The organism is Pseudomonas sp. P129, from assembly GCF_020312195.1.
Classification (GTDB): domain Bacteria; phylum Pseudomonadota; class Gammaproteobacteria; order Pseudomonadales; family Pseudomonadaceae; genus Aquipseudomonas; species Aquipseudomonas fragariae.
Window position 1 is genome coordinate 266,960 of record NZ_JAGPYS010000004.1, and the last position, 14,326, is coordinate 281,285.

The 14,326-nt window shown below is 59.1% G+C and carries 15 protein-coding genes and 1 pseudogene; 5 read left to right on the forward strand and 11 right to left on the reverse strand.

Annotated elements, in window-relative coordinates:
- Positions 1-84 precede the first annotated feature (84 nt).
- The 6 genes from KBY02_RS13120 to KBY02_RS13145 all read right to left on the reverse strand — a co-directional run bounded on the left by KBY02_RS13120 (position 85) and on the right by KBY02_RS13145 (position 5,283).
- Positions 85-708 carry a membrane integrity-associated transporter subunit PqiC gene (locus tag KBY02_RS13120; RefSeq protein WP_011268174.1) on the reverse strand — a complete coding sequence of 208 codons (624 nt, stop codon included), beginning with the start codon at positions 706-708 and terminating at the stop codon, positions 85-87.
- Entirely contained in the window at positions 705-2,384 is a 1,680-nt protein-coding gene (locus KBY02_RS13125) for an intermembrane transport protein PqiB (RefSeq protein ID WP_003400549.1), read from the reverse strand. The genes KBY02_RS13120 and KBY02_RS13125 overlap by 4 nt, the downstream gene beginning before the upstream one ends.
- Positions 2,377-2,991 carry a paraquat-inducible protein A gene (locus KBY02_RS13130; protein WP_003315385.1) on the reverse strand — a complete coding sequence of 205 codons (615 nt, stop codon included), beginning with the start codon at positions 2,989-2,991 and terminating at the stop codon, positions 2,377-2,379. Before KBY02_RS13130 ends, KBY02_RS13125 begins: the two co-directional genes overlap by 8 nt.
- Positions 2,988-3,617, reverse strand: a complete 630-nt coding sequence (locus tag KBY02_RS13135; protein WP_003400553.1) for a paraquat-inducible protein A — start codon at positions 3,615-3,617, stop codon at positions 2,988-2,990. The genes KBY02_RS13130 and KBY02_RS13135 overlap by 4 nt, the downstream gene beginning before the upstream one ends.
- A gap of 265 nt (positions 3,618-3,882) precedes the next feature.
- The gene (locus KBY02_RS13140; protein ID WP_003400556.1) at positions 3,883-4,182 is read right to left on the reverse strand and encodes a protealysin inhibitor emfourin; all 300 of its coding nucleotides are present in this window, start codon (positions 4,180-4,182) and stop codon (positions 3,883-3,885) included.
- Between the two features lie 30 nt (positions 4,183-4,212).
- Positions 4,213-5,283: a M4 family metallopeptidase gene (locus KBY02_RS13145; RefSeq protein WP_003400558.1), complete on the reverse strand. Its 1,071-nt coding sequence runs from the start codon at positions 5,281-5,283 to the stop codon at positions 4,213-4,215.
- A gap of 267 nt (positions 5,284-5,550) precedes the next feature.
- On the opposite strand from KBY02_RS13145, the gene KBY02_RS13150 reads away from it, so the two are divergent.
- Positions 5,551-5,892: a hypothetical protein gene (locus KBY02_RS13150; RefSeq protein ID WP_003319121.1), complete on the forward strand. Its 342-nt coding sequence runs from the start codon at positions 5,551-5,553 to the stop codon at positions 5,890-5,892.
- A gap of 109 nt (positions 5,893-6,001) precedes the next feature.
- Here KBY02_RS13150 and KBY02_RS13155 read toward each other — a convergent pair whose 3' ends face one another.
- Positions 6,002-6,319 (reverse strand): DUF883 family protein, encoded by a 318-nt coding sequence (locus tag KBY02_RS13155; protein WP_003400563.1) that lies wholly within the window; start codon positions 6,317-6,319, stop codon positions 6,002-6,004.
- Positions 6,320-6,472: 153 nt separating this feature from the next.
- Here KBY02_RS13155 and KBY02_RS13160 point away from each other — a divergent pair, with 153 nt between their 5' ends.
- From KBY02_RS13160 to KBY02_RS13170, 3 genes are all read left to right on the forward strand, one after another.
- Complete coding sequence (locus KBY02_RS13160) at positions 6,473-6,727, forward strand: hypothetical protein (protein ID WP_003315380.1); 255 nt, start codon at positions 6,473-6,475, stop codon at positions 6,725-6,727.
- A gap of 113 nt (positions 6,728-6,840) precedes the next feature.
- Positions 6,841-8,202 (forward strand): MATE family efflux transporter, encoded by a 1,362-nt coding sequence (locus KBY02_RS13165; RefSeq protein WP_003400566.1) that lies wholly within the window; start codon positions 6,841-6,843, stop codon positions 8,200-8,202.
- Between the two features lie 22 nt (positions 8,203-8,224).
- On the forward strand, positions 8,225-8,875 hold the full coding sequence (locus tag KBY02_RS13170; protein ID WP_011268171.1) for a TetR/AcrR family transcriptional regulator: 651 nt from the start codon (positions 8,225-8,227) through the stop codon (positions 8,873-8,875).
- Between the two features lie 16 nt (positions 8,876-8,891).
- Here KBY02_RS13170 and KBY02_RS13175 read toward each other — a convergent pair whose 3' ends face one another.
- Together KBY02_RS13175 and KBY02_RS13180 are read right to left on the reverse strand one after the other, a co-directional pair.
- Positions 8,892-11,633: a glycoside hydrolase family 3 protein gene (locus KBY02_RS13175; protein ID WP_032657595.1), complete on the reverse strand. Its 2,742-nt coding sequence runs from the start codon at positions 11,631-11,633 to the stop codon at positions 8,892-8,894.
- Positions 11,630-11,872, reverse strand: a complete 243-nt coding sequence (locus tag KBY02_RS13180; RefSeq protein WP_024642676.1) for a hypothetical protein — start codon at positions 11,870-11,872, stop codon at positions 11,630-11,632. The genes KBY02_RS13175 and KBY02_RS13180 overlap by 4 nt, the downstream gene beginning before the upstream one ends.
- Before the next feature lie 583 nt (positions 11,873-12,455).
- Between KBY02_RS13180 and KBY02_RS26265 the strand changes: the two are divergent.
- Positions 12,456-12,752 (forward strand): annotated as a pseudogene (locus KBY02_RS26265) (hypothetical protein); the annotation flags it as partial.
- 37 nt (positions 12,753-12,789) lie between these two features.
- Here KBY02_RS26265 and KBY02_RS13185 read toward each other — a convergent pair.
- Entirely contained in the window at positions 12,790-13,668 is an 879-nt protein-coding gene (locus tag KBY02_RS13185) for a glycoside hydrolase family protein (RefSeq protein ID WP_024642675.1), read from the reverse strand.
- A gap of 129 nt (positions 13,669-13,797) precedes the next feature.
- The gene (locus tag KBY02_RS13190) at positions 13,798-14,277 is read right to left on the reverse strand and encodes an LEA type 2 family protein (RefSeq protein ID WP_003400587.1); all 480 of its coding nucleotides are present in this window, start codon (positions 14,275-14,277) and stop codon (positions 13,798-13,800) included.
- Positions 14,278-14,326: the final 49 nt, after the last annotated feature.

Here is a 14,326-nt window from a genome sequence, read left to right on the forward strand (position 1 = left end):
GCGACGTGCAGGTGGCTGGCACAACGGTTTCAGGCTGAATGAGGCGAAATCGGGAGGCCTTTTACGCAGACCTCCCGATAGATTTCAGAGACAGCGCGAGGCGCGCTGTGCGGTCCAGCTCGCGGCCGTAGCGGCGATCTTGTCTGCCAGCTGGGCAACCGCTTTCTGGTGGGCCATGATGAGATTTTCCATGCCTTCACCGGCCTGCTCGCGGATCACGCTGCTGCAGGTCAGGCTCTGCCGTTTGCTGCCCGCCGTGGCACCAGCTTCGCGAAGCCCGAGTGTCCACACCACGTCAATGAGTGCGTAATTGCCAGGCATCGACTCGAAGCGCCGCACGTCGGTACGCAGCGACAGCGTTGGCTGATCGCTGTTTTTCGGCAAGCCGGCCATGTCGCGGCTGCCGAAGCGACGCTCCAGTTGCGGGGTCAGCGCATCGTGAAACTCGTCGCCCAGCGGTGATCCCCAGCGTTCGGTGTCCAGAATGGCCAGGCTGCCGTTACCCTGACGAACCACCAGCGGCGGCTGGTCGACCTGCACCGGCATGATGACCGGCAGCATCTCGAACTGGAAAGGCATGGGTTTGCTGGCGGCCGTGCTCGTCGCGCTCATCGGCGCGATCAGCGTGTAGTAGTGGGTCTGCGTCGATGTGCAGGCACCCAGGCCCACTGCTGCGGCAAGTACCATCAGTTTCAGGCGCAAGGTCATTGTTTTGGCTCCGGATCAATGGCTCGGGACGAGGACGGGGCGTTGAACGAACGAGGCGCTGCGTCGCCCGTACGGCCGCGAATCAGCGATTCCGGATGGCGGCTGAGGAAGTCGGTGAGGACCCGCACCGAACGCGCGGTACGTTGCACTTCATCCATGGCCTGGCCCAGTTGCTGACGCGCTGGCGAATCTTCGGCGAACGAGTCGTTGGCAGTCCCCAGGGTTTTTTCGGCCTGCTGCAAGGTGCCGCGCATTTGCGGCAACACGCTGCTGTTGACCTGTTTGAGGGTTTTCTGCAACTCGCTGAGGGTGCCGTTGAGGTTGCCCGCCAGCTGGTCGATCGGCAAGTTGCTGAGTTTCTCGACGAATGCCTGCAGTTGCTCCTGCAGCTTGTCGAAGCTGCCCGGCACGGTCGGAATCTCCAGCGGTCGGGCCTTGGCGTTGAACGCCACCTTTGGCGCCTTTGGATCGAACTCCATGGCGATGTACAGCTGGCCAGTCAGCAGGTTGCCGTTACGCACCTGGGCACGCAGACCATTGGCCACGAAAGCACCCAGTACGCGGGCAGACTGTTCTTCTTCATCACCCGAGCCGCCGAGTTCCTTGAGCTTGGACTCGGCCGCCCCCAGGCGCTTGGGATAGATCACTGCGCCAACGATACCGGGGAAGGTCTTGGTGGCCGGATCGTAATCCAGGTCCACCGATACCACCTTGCCGATATTGACCCCGAGGAAGTCAACTGCCGCATTGACCGTCAGCCCGCGAAGCGATTGATTGAAACGCATGCGGATGTAGCGTGGCTCACCATCGGGTGGTGCCATCGCCGCGGTCTGGTCATCGAATATCTTGAATTCTGCGTTCTCGTCCGCCGGCTTCGAGTCCGGGCTCCAGTTCGGCTCGCGAAAGGCGATCCCGCCGGAAATGATCGAGGTCAGCGACTGCGTATTGACCTTGACGCCTGAGGCGCCGACGGTGATGTCGACACCGCTGGCGTTCCAGAAGCGTGTGTCAGTGGTGATGTACTGATCGTTCGGTGCGTTGATGAAAATCTGGATGTCGACGCCGCGGCCGTCCTTGGACAGGTCGTAGGCCACTACCTGACCGACCTGAATGCGTCGGAAGTAGATCGGTGAGCCGATGTCCAGCGAGCCCAGATCGTCGGTGTGCAGGGTGAAGCGCTTGCCTTTTTCACCGAAGGTCACCGGCGGCGGCGTTTCCAGGCCGGTGAAGCTGCTCTTGGTTTCCTCGGCGCTGCCTGCGTCGGCGCCGATGAAGGCGCCCGAAAGCAGCGTGTCTACACCCGAAACCCCGTGTGCGCCGATGCGTGGGCGCACCACCCAGAACTGGCTGTCGACCCGTGTAAACGGTGCGGCGCTGGTGTTCAGCTCGATGTTGGCCAGCACATGGGTGCGGTCCTCACTGAGGCTGATATCCGTGACCATGCCGATGACCACGTTCTTGTATTTGACCTGAGTCTTGTTGGCTTCCAGACCTTCGGCTGTCAGGAAGCTGACCGTGATTCTGGGACCGATGTTCATCCAGTCATGCAAGGCCATGGATATGCCAATGATCGCGGCAACGATCGGCACCAGCCAGATCAGCGAGACACGCAGGCGACGACGTTTGACTTCAGGGCGTGGCACTGAAGCAGGCGGGGGGAGGGTACTGTCAGACATCTTCAACCTCTGCGTCCCAGATAAGCCGGGGATCGAAACTCATGGCGGCGAACATCGTCATCACCACTACCAAGCCAAAAAACAGAATACCGATTCGCGGCTCGATGGTGCTGAGCTCACGAAACTGGACAAGAGACGCCACAAGGGCCACAACCAGCACATCGAGCATCGACCAGTAGCCGATCAGTTCGATGAAGCGATACAGGCGCGCACGCTCGCGCATCGCCCAGGTGCTGCGACGCTGGCAGGTGATCAGCAGCATGCCCAGCACCAGAAACTTGATGCACGGCACCAGAACACTGGCGACGAAAATCAGGATGGCGATGTCCCAGGAGCCGCTTTCGAAAAACTCGATGACGCCGCTCATGATCGTGCTTTCGCTGCGGTTACCCAATAGGTTGGTGTACATCACCGGCAGCACATTGGCCGGGATATAGAAAATCAGGGCGGCAATCAGATAGGCCCAGGTGCGGCTGATGCTGTTGGGTTTGCGTTTGTGCACAGGCGAGTCACAGCGCGGGCAGCGCGTAGCGTCCTCCTGGCAGGCATAACCGCAGGTGTGGCACAGGCAGAGCTTGTGTTCATGGGCGAAGGGGATGCCGTTCATTGCGGCTGCACTCCCAGTTCATCCCACAATCGGCGGATATCCTTGTTGGCGATCAGCAGGATCAGCACCATCAGCATGGCCATGGCCCAGAGACCGACGCCAGGGTGTACGTCGAGCATCCCGGACAGTTTGATGATCGCCACCAGAATGCCGAGCATGCACACCTCGAGCATGCTCCATGGACGCAAGTGCTCCAGCGCACGCATGCAGGTTCTGAAGCCGGGCGCGATAATGCCCTTGTGCGCATGTACCAGCACCCAGAACAGCAGAACGATCTGCAACAGAGGGGCAAAAATGATCGACAGGCCGGCCACCAGGGCAATGATCGTGATCCGCCCTTGAGCAAGCGCTTCAACCGATTGCCAGAGTGTGACCTCGTTGGACAGGCCTTTCATATTGATGCTGATGACCGGAAACAGATTGGCGAAGACGAAAAGCATGGCTGCAGCGATGGTCAGCGCGAGCAGCTGCTCTATGGTCACTCGATGGCCACGACCGAGCAATGCTTCGCAGCGAAGGCAGAATGCCGCCTCGCCGGGCTGCAGGGGATGGGCTTCGTAGAGCGAGTCACAGTGCTCGCAGATGATCAGGCCGGAAGAGTGTTCGATAGGATGCACAGTGCTCATCGACGCCATTGATGCAGAGGTAAGGAGGTAAGAACGCGCAGCACGAAAAGATACCTCGTTAATGGCAGTGTGAAGCGTTTTTTTTTGTACGTTCAGCGCTAGCAGATCGGTACAAATCATTGACCGCCCAGGTGGTGGGTGGTTCACATGTCACTGCGCCATTATTCCACGCGCGAAGAGTGCTGGCGAATCCGGTAGCAGCGACGCCCCCATCTGACGACGAAAGGACATCGCTGCTGCCAGAGTCCTATGGCAAAAGCCTGTCTTATAGCTTGCCGGGTTTGACGCGTTGCTTGAGAAAGCCGAGCAACTGGCGGGCGGATGCAGGCACGTTGTGTTCGTCGAACGTCAGGCAGATTGCCCTGGCGTCATCCTCGATGGTGATTTCGTACTGATTCAGGTCCCGCGCTTCGTCATTGAAAGCACTGCTGGACTGCTTCAGACCGCTATCGCTCACCAACCTCTGCAATTGCTCTGCTTCGGGCTGCTCAAGGGTGGCTGTATCGACCTCACAGCGTTTGACTGCACCTGCAAAACCGCCGGATTGCACTAGACAGACCTTCATTTCAAGCACCTTTTGGTGGTTATGCTTTGCCTATACCTTGAGACCGACCTCTTTCCAGGCCGCCTGCACGGCTTTCTTGGCTTTGGGGCCGAAGCGTGGGTCCGAGGCTACTTTTATGCTGGCCTTGGCACAATCGATGAATTGACTGTCCGAGGCCAGCTCCAGCATCGTTTCGTACCAGATTCTGCCCGCCACTTCCCAGGCATTTCCGCCCAACGCCTTGGCCACCAGCACGAATGCCCGGTTGGGAATGCCCGAGTTGATGTGTACACCGCCGCGATCCTTGGCACCGGTATACAGGTCGGCCATCGTTGCAGGTTGCGGATCATCACCCAGATCCGGATCGTTGGAATAGGCAGTGCCGGGTTTTTCCATATCGCGAATGCCTCGTCGCGTCGGCGCCGGCACCAGCAACTCCTTGCCCACCACCCAGTCCGACTCGGCGGCGCTGGTGCCTTGTTTCCACTGGCGCACCAGCATGCCGAACACGTCGGCAAAATGCTCGTTCAAGGCCCCGGATTGCCCGCGGTAGTCCAGATTCGAGGTGAAACTCTGCACGCCGTGGGTCAGTTCATGACCGATCACTTCAAGGCTGCCGGTAAAGCGCTTGAAGACCAGGTCATCACCGTCGCCGTAAGCCATCTGGCTGCCATTCCAATAGGCGTTGCTCAACGGTACGTGATCGCCGTTGAAATCCACTTCGGCGACGTGCACGGTCGAGACCAGCGACATGCCGCTGTCGTCCAGCGAGTTGCGTTCGAACAGTTGCGCATAGAAATCGTAGACGTCGCCTGAGCCATCGTAGGCTTCATCGGTTGCCTTGTCGCCCGTCGCTGCCTGGCCTTCCTTGCGCACCACGGCGCCGGGCAGATCGTCAGTGCCCTTGGCATCATGAATCACGCGATGCTTTCGTCCGTCTGGCGATTTGATCGCGTGCATGGATGGCATGGTTCGCGCAGAGAGGCGGGAGGCGAGAAACGCCGAGCTACTCGTCAGGTTGGCGATGGCCCGGGCGCTGACCAGATTCTTGGGGGATTGCGCCATACGCTCGAGCATGTAAGGCGGAATGAAGCAATGCAGGGGATTTCGGTCGTCGCACATGATGAACTCCTGTACTAATGCATCGATGGCGGCAAGCCACCGATCAACATGGTCGCAGTCGTGTGACACTTCATGTCGCGTTTATATGCAACGAAATATCTGATTACATGATCGACGGTTGCCGCCAAACCTGCCTGATGTGGCGATAGCCCCGTATTGTCGGTACTTCACGTCATTGCAGAGGCAGTGCGACACCTCGACACAGGTGATCAACGGGCCGCGCGGCAATGTTAGACTCGCGCCACTTCAGACGAGGAGCAGACCTACGTGCGCAAGACGGTAATGATGATAGCGGTACTGGCTCTGGCCGGATGCGATGGAGGCGGGCCCGCCAGGGATAAAGTCCAGGGGACGGCAGCGACTGCTCCGGTCTCTACGCCGCAGTGGTTCATTCAGATGAACTCGCGGGAGGCGGTCAGCGATTCCAGCGCCTGGTTGCTCGAGCGCAGTTATGCCCCGATCATCGTGGACGTGGACGGTAAGCAGCAGGTATTGATAGGGCCTTATGAAAGCCAGGCCAAGGCCGAGGAAGAGCGCGTGGCGTTACAGGCGAAGGTGACCAAGTCGCACCGTTTTGCCGAGCCTTCGGTGGTGCAGCACACCCGCTAAGGGCGTTCGCCAGGTTTACATCTGCTTCATCACACTTTACTGCAACGGCATCTTACTGCAACGGCATCGCGGGCCGGTAACCTGACCCGCGATGCCGTCAATCAGTCGATCAACGACGACCCAGCAGCAGGCCAACTACCAGGCCAAAGCCGGCAGAAATAGCCACGGTCTGCCATGGATGACCACCGATGTAGGTTTCGGTCGCTTCGACAACCGGCTTGGTACGGTCGCGAACACTGGCCATCGAGTCCAGTGCCTGCTTGAGTTTGACGCTCAACTGCGCGCGCAATGTCTCTGCTTCTTCGCCAACCAGTGCAGCGCTTTCCTTGAGCAGTTTGTCGGATTCTTCGATCAGTGCCTGCAGGTCACTGAATGCCTGATCCTTGATTTGATCGGCAGCTTGTTGAGCAGGGGTCTTACGAGCCATGGGTGTATTCCTTTCAAGTGGTGGCAACAGTGTTCAATGGAGTCTCGCGCATCCTGAAAAGTTGCAATTGCTTGAATGACCCGACGCAAGACTCTGCAAGCAATGCCCCTTACGGGTGTAAGATGCAGCCGTTTTTAGCCGTAGGTGACTGTGATGAGTTTCAATCTGGCCAATCGGCCGCTCCCTGAACGTACCGCTCTGGAAGACGAAAAATCCCGGCTGTTCGAACTGTGGCAGAGCAATCTGGGCAAGGCCAAGGGCGAGGCAGCACGCCTGATGGGCGAACGCGCCAAACGCAAGGGCAAGTGGTCTGAGTGGGTTCGTTCCGAGCTGGACACCATGAGTCCCCCGGAATACGCCAACATGGTCCGCAGTGAAGTGAATCGTCTGATGGCGGCGAGCAGGTAGCAGCCCGACAGCGCCCCGACAATCCGGCGCTGATCGTTCTTCACGTGTAGCGTGAGGGCGTCCTGGTGAGGGTGTCTTGCCTTCCTGATCCGTAAGGCCTTTTGAGAACGTTGATGGCCCAAGCCAGTGCAAGATTCACCCAGGGCAGCGTAGCGCGCCATATCGTCGTCACCGCCAGTGCCAGCGCCTTGAGCCTGTTCGCCGTCTTTCTGGTCGACATTCTCACGCTGGTCTATGTGTCTATGCTGCATGACCCCGTGCTTCTGGCGGCGGTCGGTATTGCCAAGGTCCTGATGTTTTTCAACGGCGCGCTGGCGACCGGCCTGATCATCGCCGGGGCCTCGGTGCTTTCCGCGCGCATCGGCCATCGGGCGGCCAGGTCGATACCCAGGCTCACCGGCAGTCTGATGCTCATGGTGATTACGGTCGGCGGTCTGGCCGCCGCCGCGCAGTTGACGTTCATCGTGCCGATCACAAGATGGCTGGGTGCCGAGGCGGCCACTTACGAGGCAGCGCGCAGTTTTATCTGGTTGACCCTGCCTTTTACCGCGTTGCAGGCGGTGATGCAGATGTCGGCGCAGATGCTCAGAACCATTGGTGACAACCGCCGGGCGATGGGCGTCGTGCTGTCCGCTGCCGCCACGCTGGCGGTGGCGGACCCGTTTTTCATCTTTGCACTCGGCCTGGGGCTCGACGGTGCAGGGATCGCCTTCGCTGTGTCTGCAGCAGTTTCCGCTTCCATCGGGCTGTACTGGGTGCGCAGCCGAATAGGCATAGTGTTCACGCGCAATCTGAAACTGTTGCGCCTGCATGCGCGGCATACCTTCAGGCTGGCGCTTCCGGCGATGGCGGCAAATCTGGCGACGCCGGTCGGTTTGGCTTATCTTGTCGCCTCGCTTTCGGCATTTGGCACCTCGGCTCTGGCCGCCATGACAGTGCTGGATCGGGTCATACAGTTTTCCTACTGCGCCTTTTTTGCCCTGCCTGGCGCGCTGGCTCCGGTGCTGGGTCAGAACATTGGTGCGAGCCGCGATGATCGTGTGCGATCTGCGGTCGTTTTTACCCGGCGGCTGGTGGTCTGTTACGGGCTGGCCGTGTGGCTGGTGCTGCTGCTCTGTGGTGGCATGATTGCCGACCTCTACCAGTTGGGTGACGAAGCCCGTGCCGTGTTCATGGCCTTTTGCTTGTGGGGCGGTGGCCTCTGGGTTCTGATAGGCCTGGATTTCGTCGCCATCGCGGTATTCCTGACCATGAACAGGTCGTGGTGGGTCGCGGTATTTGCCTGGCTCAGGGCAACGGCGGGTACAGTGCCGTTCGTCTTCGCCGGGACCCACTGGTTCGGCAGCAGCGGCGCCTTGCCCGGCATGTTTACCGGCAATGCGCTCATCGCGCTGATCTCCATCACCACGGCGTCGCTGACGGCGAAACGGTTTTTTACCAGCAGGGCCCCGGTCATGAGCATCGGGGCACATTGAATCAAGGCGTTATCAGGTTTTTATGGTCATCGAAGAATCAGGGAATGAATCCGCAGAAACGGCCCCACCCAAGCGTCGCCGCGCGCCCAAGGGAGACATGCGCAGAAAGGCCTTGCTGGATGCCGCTACCGTCGTTTTTGCCAGAGACGGCTATTCGAGTGCGTCGATGCGCGAGGTTGCACTGCTTGCCGGTATCACTACGGTAGGGTTGCTGCACCATTTTCCCAACAAGGAAGCCTTGCTCGCCGCCTTGCTGGAGCGTAGGGACCAGCGGGTCACCTCGCGCTTTCAGGATCTGGTCACCGAGCCGACGCTTGAAGGGTTTCTGAAGTTTCTCAAGCTGAGCATGAGTTTCAGTATCGAGAATGCCGAGGAGTGTCAGGCAGCGCTGCTGATGAATACCGAGAGCCTGTCGAAGGCGCACCCGGCATGGGCCTGGCACCTTGAGCGATTCCAGCTGACCCACGAACACGCACGCAGCCATTTGCAGGCGTTGATAGAAGCGGGGGAAGTGCGCGGCGATATCAATGTCAAAGCCCTGGCCCAGGAGATCTTCTCGGTCATGGACGGCTTGCAGATTCAGTGGCTGCGAAGCCCCCGCGACGTGGATGTCATGGCGGTTTTCGATATCTACGTGCAGCGATTGGGAAGGGATATCAAGGCTCATCCATGAGCCTTGACGGGGTGCATCAGTAGGTCTGTGCCGCGCTGACCTGGACTGCCTTGCGCAGTGGCAATGGCAGCGGGTTGCTGTCACGCGTGGTCAGTTTTTCCGGGTACAGGGTGATCAGCGTCCTGTTGAGCGTGAGGTTCTCCGAATCCGCGCCGACGAGGATCTTGAACTTCCCGGCATCGACGTCCCAGCTTGCCGTCTTGTCGACGTAGTAAGCCAGGGAGCGCGAGTCTATCGGTACGCTGACGGTCTTGCTCTCGCCCGGCTGCAGGTACACCTTGGTGAAGCCCTTGAGCTCTTTCTCCGGACGGTCCACGGCAGGTTTGACCGGCTGCACATACAGCTGCGCCACCTCGAAGCCGGCCTTGTCGCCGGTGTTGGTCACCGTGAATTTCACGTCGATCGTCGAGCCTGGGGTCAGCACGTTGGTCGACAGTTTCAGGTCGCTGTAGCTGAACGTGGTGTAGGACAGGCCATAGCCGAATGGATAAAGCGGCTTGGCGTGTTTCTTGTCATACCCGCGATAACCCATGTACAGGCCTTCGCTGTAGGTCATCTCGGTCAGCGGGTTGCTGCCGCGATAGGCCGCCGGATCCGGATAAGAGGCATAGCTCGGGTTATCCTCGATGTTCTTGTCGATCGTGACCGGCAACTTGCCCGACGGGTTGACCTTGCCGTAGAGGATCTCGGCCAGTGCCTGACCGCCTTGCTGGCCCGGGAACCAGGCTTGCAGCGTGGCGCCGACCTTGTTCGCCCATGGCTGCATATTGGCCACGCCACCGCCGTGCATGACCACGATGGTGTTGGGGTTGGCCTTGGCAACGAAGCTGATCAGTTCAGCCTGTTGGTCCGGCAGATCGAAGCCGTGGTCGGAACCTTCGCCTTCGTTTTCAGACGTGGTCCCGGTCGCAACCACCACCGCATCGTATTTCGACAGATCCTTCGGCGGACGCAACGAAGCCCAGCTCATCTGCACGCCGGTCAGGCCGCCCAGTGCGGGAATGAAATTACCCTGTACGCGCTGGTATTCCAGTTTCACGGTATAGGTCTTGCCGGCTGACAATGCGGCAGTCTTCCCCGACGTTGTCAGTGCATTCACCACATCGCCCGAGTAAGGCACGCCGTCGCTCTGCACGATGAGCTCATCATTGACCCAGAGTTTGTACGGGCCATCCGCACGCACCTTGAACGCCTGGGCGCCCGAAATGGTGGGCTTGATGGTAGTGGTGAAACGTGCCGAGAAAGCGCCGGCTGTCGGGCTGAAGCCAGACACTGCCGTGCTGCCTGCGTTGGTCACGTTGCTGCCGGTGGTCCAGTTCAGGTTCACGCCGGGCTCGACGCGCGTCAGTACCGGGTCACCGGAAAAGCTGGTATTGGAGAAGTATTCGGCTTTTACCCCGGCGTTGCTGATCCCGTTGTCGCCGGTTGCTGGCTGATACCACACCGAGCTCGCCGGATTCAGGCTCATCTCTGACAGATACGTGACATCGCTACTGCTGGAGGCCAGTTGCTGCAAGCCGCTCAGCTCGGTCACGTAGCTGTTGGGCGGTGAATTGGCGGTGCCGAAAGGCGATGCCGGTACGTCGTGCGCCCAGTTGCCGATCACGGCTATTTTCGCCGAACGCTCCAGCGGCAGCAGCGGTTTGCCGGCAGCGGTGTTCTCGTTGCGCAGCAACACGATGGATTCGCGCGCGGTATTCAGCGCGGCACGCATGCCGTATTCCGGATGTTCCAAGGTCTTGGCGGTGTTGAGGTTGTTCTGCAGGTCGTAGCTGACGATGCCACGCAGGTTGCGTTTGACCTTGTCGTCGATCACGTTCTGGGTCAGTTGCCCGCTCCACAGGTAGGGCAGGAGATTGGCTTCGGTAAACTGCAGGCCGGAGGGCATGTCGATGTCCGTACCGGCCCACGCGCCCTTGAAGGCATCGTGGATGGCGTTGAAATCACTGATGACCATGCCCTGATAGCCCCATTCGCCCTTGAGCACTTCAGTGATCAGGTGATGGTTTTCACAGGCATAGTCGCCGTTGACCTTGTTGAAGCCGCACATGATCGAGGCGACATTGGCGTTCTTCACCATCGACTCGAAGCCTGGAAGGTACAGTTCGCGCAGGGTGCGCTCATCGACCTTGACGTCGATCGCCTGACGATTGGCTTCCTGCTCGTTGGCCAGGTAGTGCTTGCCGCTGGCCTGGATGCCCTGAGCCTGAATGCCGTTGACGATAGCGGGTGCCAGCACGGCGCCGAGGAACGGGTCTTCACCGCTGACGTATTCTGCCGAGCGGCCGTTGTAGGGCGTCCGGTACAGGTTCACGCCTGGCGAAAGCATCTGCTGGCCGCCGGAAATTCGCGTTTCATAAGCGATGGCCAGGCCGAATTCCTTGGCCCGGTTGATGCTCCAGGTCGCTGCCAGCGCAGACTGCGACGGGTACTGGGCGCCGAAGGTGGCGTTGTTGACGTGCACGCCCATGGACGAGTCATACGCCACGGTGCCCTTGATGCCCCACTTGAGCAGCGACGGGATCATGTGACCGTCGTTGACGCGGGTGAAGTTGATCTTTTCCGACTGGTTCATGTTGTCGAGAATCGAGCTGACGCGCGCTTCGACTTCGTTGCCGGTCGCCGGGGTCACGGCGGCGAGTGCAAGGTTGGCCTGCATGACGCTGAACGTCAGCAGACTCAGGCCCAGCGTCTGTTTGAAGGCTGACAAGGCAAATGTCCTTGCGGTCGATGTGATCGGTTGATTGAGGTTGTTCATGGTCGTTGTGCCTGGGCAGGGGCGTCGTCGGTGTTCACCGGCGCGTCGAGCAGGGACGACGAACTCTGCTGTTGGGCCGGGTTGATCTTGTCGGCGCCTGACAACTGGTCGCGCTTGGCTTCCACCTGCGTCCGGATCTGTTGATCGGACCCAGCGGCAGGTGTGCTGGAAGTTGAGTCCGCGGCGAAAGTTAAGGCACTTTGCGCGCACAGAAGTACTGCACTGAAAACAGACAGCATTGATCTAGTCATCGATTGAATCTCGATTGATGGTTTGCAGGATAAAAACGGACGGCTGTTGCGATGGCACAAAGCTCGGCTGAACAATCAGTCCAGCGCGACAGTAAACAGTTCACAGGTCGCTAAAGTATGAGTAATGGAGATTTTAATAAATGATGCCACCTGGCCATCATGTGGTTTTTTCAGAATAGGCCGGAGGTTTTAGACCGATTTTTAAGAATAAAATCGGTAATTTAGCCATTTTGCAGCCATAAAAATCCATTAAATCATCAAATGTTAGAGTTTTATTGTTTTTTAATAAACCTAATTGTCGTTAGGTTTAGCGAGCTGGTAAGCTTTGCATCCTCGTGGTTCGTGCGCGTTTTAAAAAGCCGGCTCCCTAAGAGAAAGTATCGGGATGTACACGTGAATTAATGCGCGCTTAAAGGAATTTTCAGGCCTTGAAGTGCACGTTAATTAACGACGTCTTTAATTTCTATTCCATTAAATTTGGACGTGAAAGTGTGCATTACCGACCGACCATGGCCGTGTGCAGGTGGCGCAAGGGCAATAGGGATAATCAGCCGACGGCGCGTCAGTTTTTATTACGTTAAAGGCAATCGTGGTGAGTGAGGGAAAACAGCGGGTCGACCTCGCGGTGTTGAGCATCGTCGGTCGCCTGTGCTTCAGCAAACCGCAAAAACTGACCTTCGGTCAGATCTACAGGGAACTGGTGCGCGCGTATTCAAGCGCCCCGGCAATCCACGTTTGCGTGGCGACAGTCGACACGCTGGTCAGGGAAGGGCTGTTGATCTCGACAAGAGTCCTGGAACCCGATCATTCATTTCCCTACACCCAGCACATCATCAGCGGTCTGACCGAGGTCGGCGCAGCCTCGCTGAGAGGCTGCGAAAATGCGTTGACCGAGCCGCAAGGGCTTACTCGCTGTGTGGCAGCGACAGGTAATACTGGCCCAGCTCAGTCAGCTTGCCCTCAGCGTCCAGCAAACTTGAAAAGTGCGGGTCAGGGTTCATCCGGCCGGTGAACCAGGCGTATCTGAACACGTCCTGGCGCTGCTCGAGGGTGGCGACCATTTCCGCCATCTGCTGCTTCTGCTTGTCGACCGAATCAATCTGCGCTCCGTCATCCGGAGCGTGCCAATTGGCGAACTCGGTGACCCAGAAGGGTTTTCCGTACTTCGACAGCCGGTCGAGCATCCCTGGCAAGCCATAGTCGTACCAGTGAAAAGCCAGGTAATCGATGCGCGGGTCGCGATTCTGATTCATCGACCGATAGGCTGTGTAGAAGGCATCGAGCCACACGACCGGGTCACCGTAGCCCGGCATGGTTCCCCAGTTCATCGCTGGCCCCACCAGTTTTACGCCGGTCTGGGCGGCGATCTGTTCCAGTCTCGGCCAGAAGCCGGCCGCCGCTTCGGGCGTCATGTTGGCCTGATCGAGCAGATTCGGCTCATTGATCACCAGCAGATAGCGGATGGCTGAGTGAGCCAGCAGGTATTGCTTCAACTGCCCGTCGTCAACGTTGCCGTTCCATACCATCGGAATGAAATCCACGCCGTACATCGAGGCGTAGTCGTACGACGCCAGGCGGTCGTGGGGCCTGGGGCTCCAGTTGTACCACCAGCTCACGCCTGCAGATAACGCACTCAGGTCGGCGGGCAGGGCGATGTCGTAGGCGATGCCGCGCTTGGCGCTTTTTTCTGCAGCCCATGCCGGTGCTACGCACAGGCTGAGCATCAGCGCCACAAGGGCCAGAAAGGTCGGGAAAAAACGTGCTGACGGGTTCTGCGGGGTCATTGGCAAATCTTCCTTGAGGGTGGAGAGGTGCAGAGCATGCACTGCCGTCAGCCAGCAGAAAGCATGCCACCTGTATCGTCCCGTATACCCTGCCAAACCCCGACAGGCATTACCACCGGTAATGACTTGTTACCAGGGATCTCCCTCGGCCTGGCGCAAATCCAGCGTGCCGCTGTCACTGAAGCGCATTGTGCCGAACAGGCCGCCGGCCAGCTTGCCGCGAAGCGTATAGGGCAGATTGTCCAGACGCTGGCTCTGACTAAGCCCCAGTGCCTGGCGCAAGGCAGCGAATGCCGACACGCTGACCGGCACCACCAGCACTGCCTCGGAGAAGCGTCCTACAGTGCCTTTCTGGTTGCTGACCCCGGAGGCCAGCAGCCTGTCGTTCACGTCCAGGTCCAGCGCGACGCCGCTGTAGTTGATCTCGGTCTCGTTTGGATTCTGCACCCGCAACGTGACTGCCATGCGCAGTTCCAGGCCCTGGCCGGGGATGGGTTCGATACCCACGACACTGATCGCCAGCGGGTCTCGATGGGGAATCAGCGCACAGGCGCTCAAGCCGAGGATGAGCAGCCCCGAGAGCAGGGCGCGGATCAGGCGTAGCGGCATTCGTGTGCTCCAGCGTCAGGTTCAGTGATCTTCAGACCTCGCCAGTGGT